Source organism: Klebsiella sp. F11, assembly GCF_056712265.1.
The window spans coordinates 1,557,531-1,576,358 of sequence record NZ_CM160060.1 but is presented as its reverse complement, the minus strand read 5'-3'; the positions used below and the strand labels follow the sequence as shown (position 1 = coordinate 1,576,358).

The window sequence follows — 18,828 nt, the reverse complement described above, 5'->3', positions numbered from 1 at the left end:
CACTATCACACATCCGTACGCAGTGAGACTAAAAATAAACCTATATCAGATAACAGCCTTCTTTGTAAGAGCGCTTCCTTTTCGTAGTTCCCTTTGACCTGCTCCCTGTTGCTTAACACGCTACAATTTTAGTAATGCCATTATCAAATTGCGAACTTCCGCTCCTCGCTCAAAGCAGACTGTCAGATTTGGTTATGCTCAACCTGCGAAACCTGTCAGGTCAAGTCGCGACTAATACAGTTTATTACTATTGTCTTTATTGTCTTTTGTATGTTTGTCTTTTGTGTTTACCTGATTCGGGTAATAGGCATTACCTGATTCGGGTAAACTTTTCTTACCTGATTCGGGTAATATTACCTCTTTCGGGTAAGCTTTGTTTTCCTTACCTGTAACGGGTAATAATGACCATTCTTCGACCGCTTTGTTAATGCTCACGATTCGTCCGGTTTGAGTAAAAATGCCCCGCTTAACCAGAGCACTTTTTGCGGACGAGCACTTGTGCGGAAGAATTCCGGTCAGCAATGAAATCTGCTCGTTGCTCACCCAGTCAGATTTCTTGTTGAAGCCGTATGTTTTGCGCATGACCGCCATGAACACCAAAAGCTGATGCTGGGTTAACCCCGCGAGCATAACAGCCTCAAGGAGCTCATTGGCGATGCGCGTAAACCCATCGTCGAGATCTGCCACGCGCAGCTCCTGTAGTGCCACGACAGGCACAGGGAAATTGATTATTTCGGCAGTATTTGTCATAATTACTCCTGTGAATTGAGACAGTTAATTCCACCAGAAAGCCGTTGGTGTTAGCGCACCGCGGCTTTCGCCTTTTCTGATTGCTTTGCTTTCCATTCAGCTCCACCCCACCACGCTCTTACTCTCCCGCTGCGCTTTCAGGCCGAAATCAGCCAGGATTTCAACGGACTGGAGGTAATGGAGCGGAACCACCACCGCTTCAGGCGGAACAACCCGGAGACCAAGGAAAGAGAGTTCCTTTGCTATCTCTGCAAAATGACCTTCCCCCTTGCGTCTGCTGGCTGCTGATTCGCTTATCCCCAGATACTCCGCATATGCCTTCTGACTGACTGCGGAAAGGCGATTCAGCAAAATTCCCTCCAGTTCAACCGGATTGAGTGCCGGGGGTTCTAAGTTACGGGCTATTGCGTTTTTCATTTGCCATACTTCCTCTGGTGTTGATTGAAAGGCCGCCGGTTAAGCGGCTGATTTTGTATTTTTGTCTCGGTCTGGATTTGCCGCGTGCAGTAACCATTCGGCAGTAAATTTTCCACCCGAGGCTTCAGCCAAAAGCGCTGAGTAATTGGTTTTCTCGGTATATTCAGTTCGGGGAAGAGACTTGTTCTTAACCCATTTATGGATAGCCACATTTGACAGGCCGCATATACGCGCTGCGGCGGTCTGCCCTCCCACAGCATCAACAGCAAATTGCATTGGATTCATAATTTTACCCGTTAACTTAATTAACTCCGAGTTAATGATAAATCTTAACTGACAGTTATGTAAAACATATTTAATAATTAACGTATGGTTAAAAAAGACGATCTAAAAGAAGAGTTCTCTAAGAGGCTTCTCGCTGCATTAAATGATGCTGGCGTAGGTGGGCGTGGACAGGCGAAACGAATTCGCGAAGCGATGAACTTACAAGGGATAAGTGTCACAGAACCGGGCATCTGGAAGTGGTTAAATGCTGCTGCGATACCGGATCGCTCAAACATTCTTGCGCTTAGTCGATGGCTTAAGGTTTATCCTGAGTGGCTAGAGTATGGAAGGAGTGGAGAATCAGAAAGAAAAAATAAACAATCATCAATTCCTCCAGAATCAGAATGGGAAGCCGTTGATACTTGGGATAAAAAAACACCTGTCACAAATGATGAGGTTGAAGTCCCTTTCCTTAAAGATATTGAATTCGCCTGTGGTGACGGTTGTATAGGCGATACCGACTATAACGGATTCAAGTTGAGATTCTCTAAGGCAACCTTGCGCAGAATTGGTGCTGATACAGACGGTCATAGCATTTTATGCTTCCCCGCACGAGGGGACAGCATGGAACCTAACATTCCGAACGGCACTACAGTCGCTATTAATACCGAAGATAAAAAAATTGTTGATGGAAAAATTTATGCCATTAGCGAAGACGGCTGGAAGAGAATCAAGCTTCTTTACAGAACTGGCCCGGATACAGTTAGCATCCGTAGTTATAATTCAGCAGTGCATCCTCCAGAAGAAAAGGCACTCGATAAAATCACTATCATAGGTCGTGTATTTTGGTGGGCAATTCTGGATTGCTAATATGTAGCCCGGCCTCAGAGCCGGGTTTGCTTTACGCCCCGCCCAACACCATTCCCAACCTATGATATTGTAATTAATAGAAATATCGTCACCCCACTAAGCCTGATACTGTTAATCTCTTACAGCTAGACTCAGAAGGATATACGCAAAGTAAACTATAGCCGGTACGCAGTTCCTGTAACCAAACCTACTCAAAACTTCCTCACAATCATCCCCCACTGGTTTCCTTTAGACCAACACCAAAACCAAATTACTATTTATTGATAATAAAATCATATTGTTATATAAAAAACATCAAAATTAACCCAAAGTTATTGACTAAACATAACTAACGGTTAATAATATTCTCATCCAAACAACACCGGTCCTCCCGGATGCCAGCAAAACGTTCCGTTAGCCGCGATAAGGCTTGAGGGTGAGATGAGTAAAGAAAAAGTTCTGGTTCTTCGTACCTGCAATGCCGATATGTCGTAAGCGTAAACCCAGTGCCGTATGTAGCCATTAAACCAGTACTGGTAACTTAGACGCCCACTTGTTACAGACGGACATCTAAGTATGGAATCCCAATACTGGCGAAAAGAACCCCGCAAGAATTATTCGAATGACTTCAAGCTCCGTATGGTTGAACTGGCTTCCCGTCCCGGCGCCTGCGTTGCTCAGATTGCCCGTGAAAACGGCGTTAATGATAACGTCATCTTCAAATGGCTGCGGCTCTGGCAGAATGAAGGCCGCATATCGCGCCGCCTTCCGGCTACCGTAGTGACTTCATCACTACCAACGATACTACCTGTTGAGGTTGTACCTGATCCGACTCCATCTGGCAGGATGAACACTGAGCCAGCTCAGTTCTCAGCGCTGAACGCCTCCTCCTGTTGCGTCGAGTTCCGCCACGGCAAAATGACGCTTGAGAACCCGTCACCGGAGTTGCTGGCCGTGCTGCTCCGCGAGCTGACCGGGAGAAGCCAATGATATCCCTCCCGTCAGGCACCCGTATCTGGCTGGTTGCTGGCGTCACGGATATGCGTAAATCGTTCAATGGACTGGGCGAGCTGGTACAGCATGCACTTGATGAAAATCCGTTCTCCGGGCACCTGTTTATCTTCCGTGGCCGCAAAGGTGACACCGTGAAGATCCTCTGGGCTGATGCTGACGGTCTGTGCCTGTTTACCAAACGGCTGGAGGAAGGCCAGTTCATCTGGCCTGCTGTACGCGAGGGTAAAATCGCCATCACCCGCTCACAACTCGCCATGCTCCTCGATAAGCTGGACTGGCGTCAGCCAAAAACAGCCCGACTTAACTCACTGACAATGTTGTAAAAAGAGCATGACCGCATTATAAATGAGGTCATGAGTCAGGACTATATCGCCCGTATCGCCGCGCTGGAAGACGCGCTTCGCCAGAAAGACAGTCGGCTCAGCCTCGTTGCAGAGACTGAGTCGTTCCTGCGTTCTGCGCTGGCCCGCGCAGAAGAGAAAATAGAGAACGAAGAGCGCGAAATAGAGCATCTGCGGGCACAGATAGAAAAACTACGGCGGATGCTGTTCGGTACCCGCTCCGAAAAACTTCGCCGACAGGTTGAAGACGCCGAAGCCCTGCTGAAACAGCAGGAGCAGCAAAGCGATCGTTACAACGGCCGGGATAACGATCAGCAGGTTCCGCGTCAGCTTCGACAGTCGCGCCATCGCCGTCCTCTGCCTGACCATCTTCCACGCGAAATAAACAGGCTGGAGCCCGCCGAAACCTGCTGTCCGGACTGCGGCAGCGATATGGCATACCTCAGAGAAGTCAGCGCAGAGCAACTGGAGCTGGTCTCCAGCGCTCTGAAAGTGATCCGCACGGTCAGGGTGAAAAAGGCCTGCACCCGATGCGACTGCATCGTTGAAGCGCCTGCGCCATCACGCCCTATCGATCGGGGTATCGCCGGTCCGGGTCTGCTGGCCCGGGTGTTAACGGCCAAATACTGTGAACACCTGCCGCTATATCGCCAGTGCGAAATCTTTGCCCGTCAGGGCGTGGATCTGAGCCGGGCTCTGCTCTCCAACTGGGTGGATGCCTGTTGCCGGTTGATGGTCCCGCTGGATGAGGCTCTTTACCGCTACGTGATGGACTGCCGCAAACTGCATACGGATGACACTCCGGTGCCGGTACTGGCACCGGGCAGAAAGAAGACGAAAACCGGGCGCATCTGGACGTACGTTCGCAATGACCGGAACGCGGGGTCGTCAGACCCGCCCGCAGCGTGGTTCGCCTTCTCGCCGGATCGGCAGGGGAAACATCCTCAACAACATCTTCGCCATTACCATGGCGTTCTGCAGGCCGATGCCTTCGCTGGTTACGACAGGTTGTTCAGTGCAGAGCGTGACGGCGGCCCGCTAACAGAAGCAGCCTGCTGGGCTCACGCGCGCCGAAAAATCCACGACGTCTATTTAAGTACTCAGACGGTCACAGCAGAGGAAGCCCTGAAACGTATCGGTGAACTGTACGCGGTAGAAGAGGAAATACGCGGCCTCCCGGCAACTGAGCGGCTGGCAGCCAGGCAGTCCCGGAGTAAGCCGCTGCTGGCATCCCTGCATGTGTGGTTGGAGGAGAAAAGCGCAACGCTGTCGAAAAAATCCCGGCTGGGGGAGGCGTTCGCATATGCCCTGAACCAGTGGGATGCGCTGTGCTACTACTGCGATGATGGCCTGGCAGAGCCTGATAACAACGTGGCAGAACGCGCGCTGCGAGCTGTCTGCCTTGGCAAGAAAAATTATATCTTCTTCGGGAGCGATCACGGTGGTGAGCGTGGAGCCCTGCTGTACGGTCTGATCGGTACGTGCAGGCTGAATGGCATCGACCCGGAGGCTTACCTACGCCATATCCTGAGCGTTCTGCCGGAGTGGCCCAGCAACAAAGTGGCTGAACTTCTGCCCTGGAACGTGGATCTCACCAATAAATAGCCGTCAATACGGCACTCGCTGAACGCTTACGTCCATTCACGATGAACCGCCTGACTTTCTGTTTCGTCAATCAGCATCTGAATGGCGTCTTCATCCTCGCAGGATTCCGTTGTTTCGAGTGTGGCGTACAAGCCGTCGAGGCGCTGTTGCTCATCCGGGGTGTACTGTGGTTCAGGCACCGGAAGCAGGCGGTAATTTTCCCGGTCTTCGCCGTAGTTCCGCAGGGGGATTTCCCGCGCCAGTGACCATGACCACCCTTCCTGCTGTTCGGTTGCCAGTGCGGCGGACGCCAGTTTCTCCATAACCAGACGGTCTACCAGCGCCCCGTTCGCCGTCCCGTCCCCCTCATGGGCGCTGAACAAGTCCTCACGCACCACACCCCCTGCGGCCTCATACGCTTCCCGCCCGATAAACACAAACCGGGGGTGGGTCACAGCAATTTCTGTGTCCGTGATGGCCCGCTTCAGCAAATGTGCCGGAGCGCTGCCGTATGCGGCCTTCACCTGCGCATAAACCTGAACCTGACGCGCCGGGTCGTTCTCCAGACTCAGGGCCTGACACTGCTCCACGTCGAGCCGGTTCTCTGCCAGCAGGGCCATCAGTTCCGGGGCGAGGTTTGCCAGCTTCAGCATCCGCTGAACGTGACGGGCGCTGTACCCCAGCAGGTCACCCGTCTGCGCCGGGGTGTTGCCCTGCTCCGACAGGGTGCGGAAACCGCTGATTTGCTCCGCCGGATGCATCGCCACCCGCTGGTTGTTCTCCACCATCGAGGCCACCACCGCCAGTTCGTCGCTGACGCGCTTCGCGATAACCAGATACCCGGCACCGATGCGCTGTTCACTGAGCAACAGTTGCAGGGCCGCAAGACGACGCCCACCTGCCGCGACGCCAGACAGACCGTCCGGCAGTGAATGAACCACCAGATTCTGGATCAGGCCGACCGTCATGATGGAATCAGCCATTTCCCGGACGCTCTCTGCCGGGTACGGAATGAGACGGACGTTCAGCGGGGATTTGACCAGCGCCGAGAGCGGCACCATCTCAATCTGTGCGGCCTCAAGTGCCGCCTTCAGGGCGGCGGATTCGGAATTTTCTACAGTTCTTTTGCTGGTTTTAACCGGCGCTTTTGCTTTAGACTCGGTCACTGACATAATTGATACTCCTTCTGGTTATTGATGACTGTCTGCCGGACAGCCCATCTGCCCGGCACCTCTTACTGCTCTGTTTTCGCCTTTCTCCGTTGTGTTGCCTTTAAACCCCGTCACCCGTTGAGTTTCGGGAGCCGCGGTGTTGACGTTTTGCGGGAACCTGCTGTTTTGTTCCCGGAGGTCATGCCTTCACCCGTTTGAGAACCTTCGCCGCAGGGGCGTAAACCCGCGCGGGCGATGGCGGCTGTCCGGGGCGCGGTTTACCGCGTGCCATTTACCCTGGACTGCCGCCAGCGACTGTGCCTGTCTCAGCCCCGGCGACAGGGACTGAAACGGGTGATACGGCAGCGGAAGCGGACATGAGCGGGGATCCGCCGCAACGTCGGGGCGCGGCACGCGAAACGGCGTTGCCCCTTACGCCCCGGCGTCAGTTTGCCGGGGGGCATAAAGCGCAGGTCACGGCGCGTAAAAGGGCGGCGTATCCGTTCACGGATACTGCAGGCCTGCCGTTGACGTCAGCCTTCAGACACAAGCGCCAGCCCGAAACCGCCTGCGGGTTCGGCGTAGCCTGGCGGGTGCGGAGCAGCCGCCCGGCGAAGTGTGGCTGACGACTGAGCCGCGCCAGCGGGTCAGGAGCCGAAGGAGGCACCGGGTTCGGGTCGTGAGAAAGGGACTACGGAAGACAAAAAACAGCAGGAGAAAGCATCAGACCAGAAGACCTTTCAGCCGGGAAGCCGGTACACGGCACACCTGACAGAGTGGCAGTGGCGGCGCGTCAGCGCAGCCACGCCACCGCGCCGCAGGCAGGTTTTGGCGGGCTGTCAGGCGGGGTAAAGGTGACGGAAAAACAAGGGGTTTGCCGCGCCATCACCGGCACGGCTCATGGGGGAGTGTTTCAGTACGTTGTGTGGTTTTCACCGGCGGGTTTCCCCGCCGTGTGGTATTCAGAGACGGAAAACATACCCGTCATGGAAAACATAATCACTGCTGAATAAATCCCGCGCAAACGCCGCATAATCGAAATAGACGCGCAATGATTCGGGCACCTCGTTTAACAGGCCGTTATCCTCCACAAAGCCATAAGCAAAATCTTCCGCGCTTTCCGCTTCGCCGCAGTACGCCTCATCGAAGGCGTCATAATCACATTCGCCGGTATACGCCGCCCAGGCCACAAACGCGGCGGTGCGTCCTTCGTCCTGCGCCTGCCGGAACGCCTCAATATATGCCCAGTCTATCGACGATTCAGAGGCAAACTGTGACGGGATACCCTCAATGTCCTGAAACATCAGTTCGGGGTCATACTCCCCCGCGTGCAGCGCCCGGCAGGCTTTATAAAATTCGTCTTCATCGTCGAAATCCGTTAAATCAAACCATTGGCCAGAAAGGCTGCCGCAGTTGTACCGGTGATACGTACCCACCCGGACAGCAGGAACGGTGATTGATGAGTTCATTGTTTCTTCTCCCTGCGGGGCGGCGCTGCCGCCCCGGTCGTTAATCAGTCAAGAGCGGCACGAATGGCGGCAGATTCAGGATGAGATACGATATGATCCCACAGCTGGGCATCACGCAGCATATACAGCCGGGTCAGCGCGGCGTGGCCGCAGTCATGGTGTATCCAGCAGCGGCGACTGATGGCCAGGGAAGTCAGGATGATCCCGGCCGCTTCCGCGCTCACGGTGCGATCAAACCCGTTTTCGCCATTGACCATATGCACCCGTCCGCAGTCGGGCATCATGTAGCCGCCGCCCTCCGGTAAGCGGATGAAATGCCAGAAACCGCCTTCATAATCCGGGATCAGCTTTCTCGCCAGCGCATAAACCTGTAACTCTGCGAGCATGAAATCATTGCCGAACAGGTACGGCAGGAAGGACAGGCGGTCGGACTCTTCAACATTCAGGACAGGGCGCGTGTTCACATACTGCATGGTAAAACCTCCGTAATCACAGGGACTGCGACACCGGGCGGTGCCGTGCCGACACGACAGCCCGGCGGAAAGCGGAAGATGCAGGGGCGACACCGGAGGCCGCAGCGCAGATAAAGCGCGAAGCCGGTCTGGACGGTTTTCGAGCGAAACCTGAGCGAGAAAACGACGGGAAGAACGGCGAGCATCATAAAAAAACTGCGACCGGGCGAGGATGGCGGCGTCAGCGAACCCTTGCATCTGCAGCGGCCGGGCTAAAGTGAAGGCACGGCACAGCCCGCACACGACACCGCGATAACAGAGGAGGTTTTTCACCCGTAAGGCCCGGAATCCGGGCCGGGTGGACGCGGAGCCGGCACGGCGACATCCTTATCGCACCGGACCTCCGGCGACGGCAGGCAGACAAGAGAGGGTCTCCCCTCCCCCACTGTTCCGGCGTGTCACGCCTGAGTTCTGACGGCGCGGGCCTCGCTCACCACGTACCGTAATACGCAGCGATCAAGCCAGCGGCGGGCCGGATCGCCCGGAAAACGGAGCATGTCAGTGATAACGTCTGCGCCCTCTATGTTTTCCTCCCGCTCGTTAACCAGCGTGAGCAGGACCGGGCAGAAACGCGCATCGCGCAGCAGGATGGCGTCGAGAACCTGATCCAGCCTGTCGATCTCGCTTTCGTCCAGCCCGTTGTCATGATCGTACTCGTCGGCCAGCAGCCGCCAGTCACCGATACGCCTCTCCATCAGGCGCGGGGCGGAGGACGGTTGCAGGGCAGCGGCAAGGCGTTGCGCATCCCGGCGCACGATTTCCGCTATCTGGTCTGCTGAGGCTTTCAGAAAGGCCAGCAGGTCGTCACATTCCGCCGCCGTCAGCCACTCCTGCGCGTAGGGCAGCCGGATAACCTGACAGTCAGCCAGCCGTTCGGGGTGCAGATATGCCTTCGCCGGAAAGAGATGCAGACGCGCGGGGGTTCCCGCCAGTCGCCGGGCGCTGGCGGTTAACAACTCCGCCCGGCCATACGTGAGAGGCTGGCAAAGGTGCGTCGTCAGCGCCAGGATTTGCGCGGCATCAAGCGAGCCGCAGGCGGCCAGCCAGCCGGGAACGGTGTCCGGTGCAACCGGTGTCATATCAATGGGATCGGGCCAGCCAGCCTGACGTAGCAGGCGGTCGCCGTGGCGCAGGATGAGCGCGTTAAGGGTTTCATTTCTCATGTTTTGTTCCTGATCCGGTTGATGGCCCCGCAGCGCTGGCGGGGCGGGTGCGTTAAGCGGCCAGTTGCTGCCTGAGCCAGTTGATATCTGCCAGCGCGTCGGCGACGGTTGGATACTGCTGGCAGACCAGCGGCCAGACCCGCGCATCCTCCTCGCTGAGCGCCTGCCCGGCGATACAGGTCAGTTTCGCCAGCATACCGGCAGGGACAGTGACGCGGCGTGTGCTCTCCTGAATGCCCGCATACAGCGCCTGAACGGTGCAAAATGACACGCCTTCTTCGGCATGGTCGCCGGTGCCTGCCTGTCCGATGAGTTCGAGCACAATGTGGGCTTCGTCTTCCGTCATGTTCTCCACCTGGGCCATCACGTCCTCTTTCGTCCAGACCAGCAGGGCGTAACGTTCTTCGTCGCCGAACATGCGTTTCAGTTTCTTGTTGAGTTCTTTACGGGTGCCGTACAGCATGGTGTTTTCTCCGTGATTCAGTGGGGCGGCCTCGCCGCCCGGGGTTCAGTCTTTAAAAGATTCGTCGAGCATCAGGGCTTCGTTGTAAGCCTCATTCAGCAGGGTGTTGATGCGTCGCAGGCTCTGCCCGGCCAGCCGTTCAGTCAGTCCTTCATGCCGCCAGTGATAACGGTCTTCCAGCACTTTGAGGGTGGTACGCAGGTCGCACATGCTGTTGACCAGTGCCGCCACCTCGCGGCGAAGGGCTTCGTGTCCGTCGTAGTTCATCAGGCGGCCTCCGGCATCCACTCTTCGTTCGCCGCCGGGGTGTTGACGGCGCGGCGCATCGCGGCCAGCCGTTCGGCCCCTTTCCGGTGGTACTGCTCCAGCATTTCGATGCCGATATAGCGGCGTCCGGCGCGGTATGCGGCGACGCAGGTCGAGCCGCTGCCGGCAAACGGATCGAGGACAATCGCCCCCGGGGCACTGAATGACTCAATCAGCGGCTGTAGCGCTTCCACCGGCTTCTGGGTCGGATGCAGGGCATTGCCGGTATAGGGAAACGGCAGCACGTCCGGCAAGGGTTTTTCAGGTGGCAACGGGCGGCCTTTGGCGAGCACGTAGGCCCCTTCATGGCGGTATTCCACAAACCCGCGACGCCCCTTCGCGCTGCGGCGGTTGGAGGCATAGGTTTTGGTGAACACAATCTGCCCCACCGCGTAGAACCCCGCCGCTTTCCACGCCGCCATAAAGCGGTCAACGCGGTTCCAGCCGTAGAAGCTGACCATCAGCGCGTCTTTTTTCAGCACGCGGTACATCTCAAGGGTGGCAGGCTCCAGCCATTCATCGGTGACGTCGCCGGCAATCTGGCGGCCTGAACGGTCCTTAAAGCCGACGAGGTAAGGCGGATCGGTCACAATAAGGTCAACGGCACGGTCGGGAAATCCGCGCATCACGTCAGTACAGTCCCCGAGAATGAATCTGGACATGGCAGCACTCCTGTAGTCAGAGGGGGCAGGAGGCATCACCGCGATACCGTTCCCTGCCGCACGCTGCCTGTTCATCGCGTCCGGTCACGGGTCAGGCCGACTGTGGAATACCGCAGCCGTCAGTCTGTTCGACGGCGAGGATATGCCGCAAAAGCGGCTTGAAGGGCGTTCCTTAAAGGGCGAGGGGCTGGCGTAAACTGTCAACGACGCCGGGCCGGAGCGGAAAAGCCGCCCGCCCCGTACCAGACCGGACGCGAGATACTGGCAGCGTGCGGCAGTCTCATTCCCCGCGACGCCGTCGCGGATAAAAGCGGAGCCGGGATGAGGCGACAACCTTTGCCGGGGTAAAAAAACCGGGCAGAACGCCCGGTCAGGAAAAGGTCAGCGGGTGATATCCCGCCAGTCATCGCCCCACTCGTCGCAGACGACTGGCGCCTCCGGCTTACCGAAGACACGCCAGGTGTCGAGGAATTTAAGACCGTGCAGGATACGGGTCTCCAGGTCATCGAGCAGAATGATGCTGTTAAACCAGACGTCGCCGTCCGGATACAACCACCTGTGCCCGTCATCCTCACGCTTCAGCGCTGGCCACCATGTTCGCCCCATCGCCATCACTCCCGCTTCCGCCACTTCCAGGGTCTGAGCGGTGACCATGTGGTACACCATCCTTTCCACGTCACCGGTTTCAACGGTAAAACCAACAAGCCAGGTGTTCATACGCGTTTCACCTCGTCGATGGCGGATTGCAGGTGGCTCCAGTTAAATCCTGTACCGGCATCATGGCTGTCCTGAGCCAGCTCCATCGCGGCGTCGATGTCATCTTCCGTAAGCGTACCGTCCAGCGACAGGAAATCGTCGGCCAGCCAGAATGTTCCGCAGCAGAGTGCATCATCGGGATAGTGCGACAGACGGGTGATAAAGGCTTTTACTGTCATACGTTTTTCCATTGTTATCCGGGCGGTTTCCCGTCCGCCTCCTGTCAGCCGCCAAAGTGCGCGATGTTGTTGATGAGCGACGCCGAACCGATGACGTCAGAGAGGCTGTCCTCATCGTCCGGGGCAACCCACATTTTGAGGGCGTCATTGTCTTGTCTGATACCACTGAACGTCAGTCGGCTGGCACACCAGTTGGGCATGAGAAGCTCCTTACACAGTCAGCGTGGGCAGGAGGCATCACCGCGATACCGTTCCCTGCCGCACGCTGCCTGTTCATCGCGTCCGGTCACGGGTCAGGCCGACTGTGGAATATCGCAGCCGTCAGTCTGTTCGACGGCGAGGATATGCCGCAAAAGCGGCTTGAAGGGCGTTCCTTAAAGGGCGAGGGACTGGCGGAAACTCTCAACGACGCCGGGCCGGAGCGGAAAAGCCGCCCGCCCCGTACCAGACCGGACGCGAGACACTGGCAGCGGGTGGCAGACAACTGACCGCACCGGGCGGAGGAAGGGTTACCGGCACATCTGTCCACAATGCATCTGTTTAACCCTGTGGATAACCTGAAGGCAGGCAGCGGAGAGCCACGGAAAGACAGGCGTCACAACACTTGTTCCTTTTTTGAACAACCGGAAGGGAATAATCAGCGGTGCCGGGATGTATCCCCGGCCACAGACAGGCCGATATACACGCCTGCGCCCCAGATAACCTGCGACAGAACAAAAACCCACTGCGGTACGTCGAACACCAGAAGCGGGAGCAGGCAGAGGGTCACGGTCAGTATCAGCCGGCTGCCGAATTTTCTGCGTACCGGTTCACTGCTGTCGACGGGAACGCCGGCAAACCGGAGAACATTTATGAAGCCGGGTGACATAAAGCGCTCCTCGGGGAAAAAAACACATCGGATATCTGTATATGACAGGATACCTGCGCCTGCGCAGTCCTGCCCTCCGTTTTTTCCGCCACTCGCTCTTTTCGCCATGACAGCAGGGAATCAGCACGGACCTGCATAAAGAGGCTTGCAAATTCTGCCGAACGGAAAAATAATAGCTGTACATCCATACAGTAATAAGGTGCATCATGTTACAGATTTCCGTTCGTTTTTCTCCGGAGCAGGTGAAAGCTATGCGCAGCGGTACCTTTGCCGCACTGCAGCAGGAAATTGAGCGTCGCCTGACACCACGCTACCCTCAACTCTGGCTGAATATCGGGAAAAGCTCGCAGACTGCGCTGGATGTCAGCGGCGCGCGCAGCGACCAGGAAAAGTCGGACATCATGAACACACTTGAAGCCATCTGGCAGGACGACACATGGCTGCCGGAATGAGTCGCAGGGAGCCCCTGTATGACCCGGAGGCGGTGTTCACGCTTCCGGCCGCGCCCTCTTCCCTGCAGATGCCCCTGTTTGCGGATGCCTGTGCGGCGGGCTTCCCGAGTCCTGCCGGGGATTATATTGAGCAGGAACTCGATTTAAACAGCCTGTGCATCCGTCACCCTGCCGCGACGTACTTTTTACGCGCCAGCGGGGAAAGCATGAAAGACCTCGGTCTGTATGACGGCGACATTCTGGTGGTGGACCGGGCGGAAACCGCCGTGGACGGCGACGTGGTGATTGCGGAGGTGGACGGCGGATTTACCGTGAAGCGGCTGCGCCTGCACCCCCGCCCTGCCCTGGAGCCGATGAATCCCGCTTATCCGACGCTCTGGCCGGAAGAACTCACCCTGTTCGGGGTAGTGATGCACTTCATTCACCGTACCCGGGCCCGCCTGTAAGGAGTGCCGGTATGTTTGCCCTGGCTGACGTGAACAGCTTCTATGCCAGCTGTGAGAAAGTGTTTCGCCCGGACCTGCGCGACAGGCCGGTGGTAGTGCTCAGCAACAATGACGGCTGCGTCATTGCGCGCAGCAGGGAGTCAAAATTGCTGAATATCCCGATGGGCGCCCCCTGGTTTAAGGTGAAGGCGCTGGCGGAAAAGCACAACGTGGCGGTGTTTTCCAGCAATTATTCGCTTTATCACAGTATGTCAGAACGCGTGATGCGCTGTCTTGAGGACCTGTCACCGCGCGTGGAGCAGTACAGTATTGATGAGATGTTCCTCGACATCGCCGGCATCGACAACTGCATCGCCTTTGAGGATTTCGGTCGTCAGCTGCGTGAGCATGTTCTCCGCCATACCGCACTGACCATCGGCGTCGGGATGGGCCCCACGAAAACACTGGCAAAATCCGCCCAGTGGGCGTCAAAAGAATGGCCGCAATTTGGCGGCGTACTGGCATTAACGGCAGGAAATCGCCGCAGGACGGAGAAACTGCTCTCGCTGCAGCCGGTGGAGGAAATCTGGGGCGTCGGACGCCGCATCGGGAAGAAACTGAACACGATGGGCATCACCACAGCGCTGCAGCTGGCGCGCGCGGATCCGGCCTTTATCAGAAAAAACTTTAACGTGGTGCTGGAGAGAACGGTCCGGGAGCTGAACGGAGAGCCCTGTATTTCGCTGGAAGAAGCCCCTCCCCCGAAACAGCAGATTGTCTGCAGCCGGAGTTTTGGTGAACGCATCACGGAATATGACGCGATGCGCCAGGCGGTCTGCCAGTACGCGGAGCGGGCAGCTGAAAAGCTGCGCGGTGAGCGGCAGTTCTGCAGGCATATCGCCGTCTTTGTGAAAACGTCACCGTTCGCTGTGAGCGAACCGTATTATGGAAATCTGGCCAGCGAGAAGCGGCAGACCCCCACGCAGGACACCCGGGACATTATTGCCGCAGCCGTCAGGGCACTGGACCGGATTTGGGTGGATGGCCACCGTTATGCAAAAGCGGGTTGCATGCTCAATGATTTCACGCCTACCGGGGTTTCGCAGCTTAACCTGTTCGATGATATCCAGCCCAGAAGCAACAGTAGCCAGCTGATGAAGGTTCTCGACGGTATTAACCACTCAGGGCTGGGGAAAGTGTGGTTTGCGGGGCGAGGCATTGCTCCCGAGTGGCAAATGAAACGAGAAATGCTTTCACCAGCCTATACGACTCGCTGGTCTGAATTGCCAGTAGCCAAACTATGACGAAGCAAAAACACAAGAAAATTCGTGGTGATTTCACTATGAAAGAATTTAAAAAAAATATTTATAATCAATACAATAAACATCAAAAAAGCATGGTGAAAAAAGTAAAAAAAAGATGCCATTTGGCATCCTTTTTTTTAAAATTCTTATCGCTCAGATGAAGGCATTTTTTCAAGAATACGCTTAATAGCTTCATCAATCTCTGACTGCACTTCATTAGATATACGTGAGAATTCATAAACAACAAGCCGCTTCTTCGAGTCAGTTTTCTTCCTTGCAAACTGGTTGCGATCAGAAAACTCTTTCAACTTCTCAGTTTCAACAGTTTTTGCAGGCCGGTCCATAAGAGCTTTGCTCTCTGCCCGAAAGACTGACAGGATTTTGCTTTTATCAATTGCTGGATAATCAGGCAGAGCCATCAGCTTTTGCCGCACTTTATCCATCAACTCCTTCACTGACGTTTTTTTGTGGTTTGCTTCTTCAGACAGTTTCAACAAAAATTGATAATCCGACAGCGAAATATCATTTATTACAGGAAATACAGAGATCATTTCGTCCGGTACTGATGCCGCCTGAAATGCCCGTGTAACTTTTGCAGAAGAGATATTTTCAGCCAGAGCGATCTCTTCTTTAGTCATACTGGTCCCATAGGTAACTTCCAGTCGTTTTCCCAGTTCGCGAAGACTATGCTCTCTTGCAGTCTGTATGTCTTTTGCAAGCTGCCTTGCGTCTGCAAGATCAATATCGTCTTTTGTTACCAAAATTTCGAATTTTACGTTGTTATAGTTGCAGGCAGCTCGACGACGAGTACCGTCTAATATTTCAATTCGTCCGTTTACTTCCCGACCAATAGCCGGAAAGAATTGTTGAAGTTTAATCGTGCGGGAAATGTCAGTAACTGACTCGCGCGAAAGCATAGCCTGATCGCGTCCATTAACCGAAGCATCAACGAACGTCTTTGATTCAATCTCTCCGCTTAACACTACCGTTTTGACAAATTTGGCCTGCTTACCTGATTTAAGTGTAAAGGTTTTGACATCTCCGTCACCTTCAAGCATACGGGCGAACTCTGAATTGCTATTACCCAGAACGCGCCCTCGAGCTAAAACTTTTTTCATTTGGACGCTCCCCGGATGTATTCAATGCGGTCAAAAACGGCTTTAGTAAAACGCTCCGCTTCGGTACGTGCTTTTTTCAATGCCTCTGCGCTTCCTGGATACGAAACAGGGTTAGCACTGATGATAGTGTCAAAAGATTCACCACATCGTTCGAACCCGTCCAATCGAGGAAGTGATGAGTCAAGAATATTACTTGCATACACCTCACGAGCCAGACTATGGGAAGTTTCGTGATCGCGCTTACTGGTCATTTTAGACATAAACCCTATGCTCGCACTTAGGCGAGGCTCAACCCCTTCTTCTTCTAGACGTTCGAGCATTTCAGGTAAACGAGTCAGATATTTTAGGGTTGAATGGAAATCAACTTGCGCCGGGGGAGTAGGGGTGAGAAGCAAATCACTCGCAGCCAGGCCATTAAGAAGGAACGGATCAAGATGAGGACCAGTATCAATGAAGACAAAATCATAATCGCCGGCGATACGGTCAATGATGGTTTTCCTGAGTACTTCAGAAGGCTTAAAACCTGGTAAGTGTTCGGCAACCAAAGCCTCCCATTGACTTGCCACAAAGCCGTCATCAATAGAAGCAGGGATGACATCAACGCCAGGAATAATAGTGGGCCGAATAACTGCTTCTCGCAGTGTTTCAGCATCGAGATTATTTAGCATTGCCTGGGCGGCGGTTTCAAGAACAGTACCAATGCTATGGGTATGGTCCAAAAACATAGTGCTGGACGCCTGTGGGTCAAGGTCGATCACAAGGATACGAAGGTCATGACGTAGCAAATCCTGATGTACTCGTAGTGCATGCGCCAGCGTGACTGTGCTGACAGTTTTTGATACTCCACCTTTCAAGTTGACGACAAAGATTACGTAAGGTTCTTTATGAACATCGCGATATTTTGGTATCTGTCGGTGAGCGTATATATCAATCACGTTCTGAATTGTTAGTGCATATTGCTCGACGTTGCCAACCTGCTTTTTATTAAAATAATAGCCGCTTTCTTCCATTTCTTTCATGGCCAGTTCTACGATGCGTCGGCTTAGCTTCGGCAATTTTGCAACCGCATTACGAGTATATGTTTGATGATACTCTGTCAGATTGAATTCCTTTCTTTGATCCTCAATATCCCGGCTCATGGCCTGAAGTAGAGCGCTTGCTCTGAGCGCTATGGTACCGACACTACCGTAATCTCGTTTCATAGTTTTCCCCTGAGATAGATTCCCTGCCCATGAATTGCGTATAAAGCTCAATCACATTGTACACAACAACATAACACGTACAACACATTTTGCATTGTCAGTAATTTGATGTACGTAGGCAATCATCCTTCACATTGAAACGAGTCGTTAGACATGAAGGAGTAGGCAAAGCGTTGGAATAACCCGGCGGGAGCGTCAAACTGTCACATTGGGGTATACTTCATGTATACCACCCATAAACAGGACTTCACATATTATTGTGACCACATAAGTGATACCATGAATACCAATACCACTTAAACGTTACCACAAGGCAAAAAAATGTTCGTTTTCGGTTATCTTCGGACATCGACATCAGAGCAGGATGCTGGTCGTGCAAAAAATACACTGAAAGCATTTTCAAATCAGTATCGCCACCATATTACTGGCTGGTATATTGATAATGTCTCTGGCACGACAATTCACATCCCCCCGGAATAACCGTCCAGGTTCGCCAGAATACACAAACAAAGCCAAAAACAACCCTCAGATTTCTTGATCTGCATCTTTAATGAAAAGGAATATATGCCTTTGATAATCCGCATTAGCTTATCAGTACTTGCCGCCGCACTCCTTTTCATAGAGCCTGTCCATGCCTCTAATCATGATAACGACTGTGGATCAGGAGCAGAGCAAATATTGAAAGCACTGTATCCCCGAGCTGAAAAAACGGGATCTAATTATACCGTTGGTAGCGCGTCTGTAACGATTTCCGCTAACCACCATCTTGGCGACCCCTATACGATGATCTGCCGACAATGGCCGGCTTATCCCAGGTTTCTGCTTGTCGCTTTGCCGTTACTGAAAGAACAAGGCGAAGGCCGCGCGGTTGGCGATATCGAAGTCGCAGTGCTGAACCATGACAACTTTAAGCCTGTCGCGCGCCTCCGTCTCGTGAACATACTTGATGAGGACGCCTTTAGTCTGAACCAGCTTGATTTGGACACAGCAGCTTATCGGTTGTTTGATGATCGCCTGGCCTTTGGTCTTCGTATGTCGAGAAAGGGCTCGTCCAGCGTAAACCCTTTTGAACAGACAAGCCTATGGTTGTTTGATATGAACGGCTCTTCACTTCATCCTGTGCTTAAAAGTCTGGAGGTTGCCAGGTATGGAGGTGAGACGGACGGCAACTGCAATGGGCATTTCGAAGACATAGGCCGCACACTCGTCATTGACAAGGAAAAAAATAATGGGGCTGCCAACATCATGGTCACGACCCGAACGAAAAAAACTGGGGCTTTTACAAACAAGGAGGGTCAGTGCGACTCAATTGATAATGGTAAAGATATCAGCCGTAGTCTCCTGCGATATGACGGTCATCGTTATATCGTTCCCGGGGGAATGCAGTCAATAAGGTAATCTGTCTGTCAGAGCAGACTGGTAAACGATTTGGCCGCCTCCGGCGCTGAACCGGGAACAGCAGCAGACAGTAGCCGGACGCCTCAAAGCGGGGCCAGTATCAGCACTGTTGCCCGCTAATCCGTCATCTCACGGTAAACCATTATGCGCCTGTGTGATGGCACAGTACGCCCGGAGAGAC

Annotated in this window: 21 protein-coding genes and 4 pseudogenes; 9 read left to right on the top strand and 16 right to left on the bottom strand. The window is 54.3% G+C overall.

Translation table 11 applies throughout. The features are described 5' to 3' along the window. Positions 1–258: 258 nt before the first annotated feature. From AC1M2H_RS07880 to AC1M2H_RS07870, 3 genes and pseudogenes are all read right to left on the bottom strand, one after another. A pseudogene (locus AC1M2H_RS07880) lies at positions 259–759 on the bottom strand (replication protein); the annotation flags it as partial. 87 nt (positions 760–846) lie between these two features. Next, a complete protein-coding gene (locus tag AC1M2H_RS07875) occupies positions 847–1,167 on the bottom strand; it encodes a CII family transcriptional regulator (RefSeq protein WP_480150932.1) in 321 nt (106 codons plus the stop codon). A 39-nt stretch (positions 1,168–1,206) separates the two neighbouring features. After that, complete coding sequence (locus tag AC1M2H_RS07870; RefSeq protein WP_480150931.1) at positions 1,207–1,452, bottom strand: helix-turn-helix domain-containing protein; 246 nt, start codon at positions 1,450–1,452, stop codon at positions 1,207–1,209. A gap of 84 nt (positions 1,453–1,536) precedes the next feature. Here AC1M2H_RS07870 and AC1M2H_RS07865 point away from each other — a divergent pair, with 84 nt between their 5' ends. The 4 genes from AC1M2H_RS07865 to tnpC all read left to right on the top strand — a co-directional run bounded on the left by AC1M2H_RS07865 (position 1,537) and on the right by tnpC (position 5,240). Continuing rightward, a complete protein-coding gene (locus AC1M2H_RS07865) occupies positions 1,537–2,301 on the top strand; it encodes a S24 family peptidase (protein ID WP_480150930.1) in 765 nt (254 codons plus the stop codon). A gap of 555 nt (positions 2,302–2,856) precedes the next feature. After that, complete coding sequence (gene tnpA, locus AC1M2H_RS07860) at positions 2,857–3,270, top strand: IS66-like element accessory protein TnpA (protein ID WP_480148419.1); 414 nt, start codon at positions 2,857–2,859, stop codon at positions 3,268–3,270. Continuing rightward, positions 3,267–3,617, top strand: a complete 351-nt coding sequence (gene tnpB, locus AC1M2H_RS07855; RefSeq protein WP_191939720.1) for an IS66 family insertion sequence element accessory protein TnpB — start codon at positions 3,267–3,269, stop codon at positions 3,615–3,617. The genes tnpA and tnpB overlap by 4 nt, the downstream gene beginning before the upstream one ends. Before the next feature lie 30 nt (positions 3,618–3,647). After that, on the top strand, positions 3,648–5,240 hold the full coding sequence (gene tnpC, locus AC1M2H_RS07850) for an IS66 family transposase (RefSeq protein ID WP_480150929.1): 1,593 nt from the start codon (positions 3,648–3,650) through the stop codon (positions 5,238–5,240). 29 nt (positions 5,241–5,269) lie between these two features. Here tnpC and AC1M2H_RS07845 read toward each other — a convergent pair. The 11 genes and pseudogenes from AC1M2H_RS07845 to AC1M2H_RS07795 form a co-directional block, all read right to left on the bottom strand. Then, a pseudogene (locus tag AC1M2H_RS07845) lies at positions 5,270–6,391 on the bottom strand (ParB/RepB/Spo0J family partition protein); the annotation flags it as partial. A gap of 941 nt (positions 6,392–7,332) precedes the next feature. After that, the gene (locus AC1M2H_RS07840) at positions 7,333–7,839 is read right to left on the bottom strand and encodes an antirestriction protein ArdA (protein WP_480150928.1); all 507 of its coding nucleotides are present in this window, start codon (positions 7,837–7,839) and stop codon (positions 7,333–7,335) included. A gap of 44 nt (positions 7,840–7,883) precedes the next feature. After that, on the bottom strand, positions 7,884–8,312 hold the full coding sequence (locus AC1M2H_RS07835) for an antirestriction protein (protein WP_480151870.1): 429 nt from the start codon (positions 8,310–8,312) through the stop codon (positions 7,884–7,886). Positions 8,313–8,749: 437 nt separating this feature from the next. After that, a complete protein-coding gene (locus AC1M2H_RS07830; protein WP_480150927.1) occupies positions 8,750–9,514 on the bottom strand; it encodes a hypothetical protein in 765 nt (254 codons plus the stop codon). A 52-nt stretch (positions 9,515–9,566) separates the two neighbouring features. Continuing rightward, on the bottom strand, positions 9,567–9,977 hold the full coding sequence (locus AC1M2H_RS07825) for a DUF1380 family protein (RefSeq protein WP_480149783.1): 411 nt from the start codon (positions 9,975–9,977) through the stop codon (positions 9,567–9,569). A gap of 45 nt (positions 9,978–10,022) precedes the next feature. Then, positions 10,023–10,244, bottom strand: coding sequence for a hypothetical protein (locus AC1M2H_RS07820; RefSeq protein WP_480150926.1), 222 nt, complete (start codon positions 10,242–10,244; stop codon positions 10,023–10,025). Further along, a complete protein-coding gene (locus AC1M2H_RS07815; RefSeq protein WP_480150925.1) occupies positions 10,244–10,945 on the bottom strand; it encodes a DNA methylase in 702 nt (233 codons plus the stop codon). The genes AC1M2H_RS07820 and AC1M2H_RS07815 overlap by 1 nt, the downstream gene beginning before the upstream one ends. 381 nt (positions 10,946–11,326) lie before the next feature. Continuing rightward, positions 11,327–11,662, bottom strand: a complete 336-nt coding sequence (locus AC1M2H_RS07810) for a hypothetical protein (RefSeq protein WP_480150924.1) — start codon at positions 11,660–11,662, stop codon at positions 11,327–11,329. Next, positions 11,659–11,889, bottom strand: a pseudogene (locus tag AC1M2H_RS07805) (hypothetical protein); the annotation flags it as partial. The gene AC1M2H_RS07810 and the pseudogene AC1M2H_RS07805, both read right to left, overlap by 4 nt. A gap of 35 nt (positions 11,890–11,924) precedes the next feature. Further along, a complete protein-coding gene (locus tag AC1M2H_RS07800) occupies positions 11,925–12,080 on the bottom strand; it encodes a hypothetical protein (RefSeq protein ID WP_480150923.1) in 156 nt (51 codons plus the stop codon). 437 nt (positions 12,081–12,517) lie between these two features. Then, complete coding sequence (locus AC1M2H_RS07795) at positions 12,518–12,748, bottom strand: hypothetical protein (protein WP_480150922.1); 231 nt, start codon at positions 12,746–12,748, stop codon at positions 12,518–12,520. Positions 12,749–12,954: 206 nt separating this feature from the next. Here AC1M2H_RS07795 and AC1M2H_RS07790 point away from each other — a divergent pair, with 206 nt between their 5' ends. Genes AC1M2H_RS07790 through AC1M2H_RS07780 form a run of 3 tightly spaced genes read left to right on the top strand, consistent with a single transcriptional unit; the run spans position 12,955 to position 14,929 of the window. Then, positions 12,955–13,200 carry a DinI-like family protein gene (locus tag AC1M2H_RS07790; protein WP_480150921.1) on the top strand — a complete coding sequence of 82 codons (246 nt, stop codon included), beginning with the start codon at positions 12,955–12,957 and terminating at the stop codon, positions 13,198–13,200. Further along, positions 13,197–13,646, top strand: a complete 450-nt coding sequence (gene umuD, locus AC1M2H_RS07785) for a translesion error-prone DNA polymerase V autoproteolytic subunit (protein WP_480150920.1) — start codon at positions 13,197–13,199, stop codon at positions 13,644–13,646. The genes AC1M2H_RS07790 and umuD overlap by 4 nt, the downstream gene beginning before the upstream one ends. An 11-nt stretch (positions 13,647–13,657) precedes the next feature. Beyond that, positions 13,658–14,929 (top strand): Y-family DNA polymerase, encoded by a 1,272-nt coding sequence (locus AC1M2H_RS07780; RefSeq protein ID WP_480150919.1) that lies wholly within the window; start codon positions 13,658–13,660, stop codon positions 14,927–14,929. Between the two features lie 146 nt (positions 14,930–15,075). Here the strand turns inward: AC1M2H_RS07780 and AC1M2H_RS07775 are convergent, their stop codons facing one another. Continuing rightward, complete coding sequence (locus AC1M2H_RS07775) at positions 15,076–16,047, bottom strand: ParB family protein (RefSeq protein WP_480150918.1); 972 nt, start codon at positions 16,045–16,047, stop codon at positions 15,076–15,078. Next, the gene (locus AC1M2H_RS07770; RefSeq protein WP_480150917.1) at positions 16,044–17,249 is read right to left on the bottom strand and encodes an AAA family ATPase; all 1,206 of its coding nucleotides are present in this window, start codon (positions 17,247–17,249) and stop codon (positions 16,044–16,046) included. The genes AC1M2H_RS07775 and AC1M2H_RS07770 overlap by 4 nt, the downstream gene beginning before the upstream one ends. 321 nt (positions 17,250–17,570) lie before the next feature. On the opposite strand from AC1M2H_RS07770, the pseudogene AC1M2H_RS07765 reads away from it, so the two are divergent. Beyond that, positions 17,571–17,720: pseudogene (locus AC1M2H_RS07765) on the top strand (recombinase family protein); the annotation flags it as partial. 63 nt (positions 17,721–17,783) lie between these two features. Further along, complete coding sequence (locus AC1M2H_RS07760; protein ID WP_480150916.1) at positions 17,784–18,647, top strand: PA3715 family protein; 864 nt, start codon at positions 17,784–17,786, stop codon at positions 18,645–18,647. The last annotated feature ends 181 nt before the right edge of the window (positions 18,648–18,828 follow it).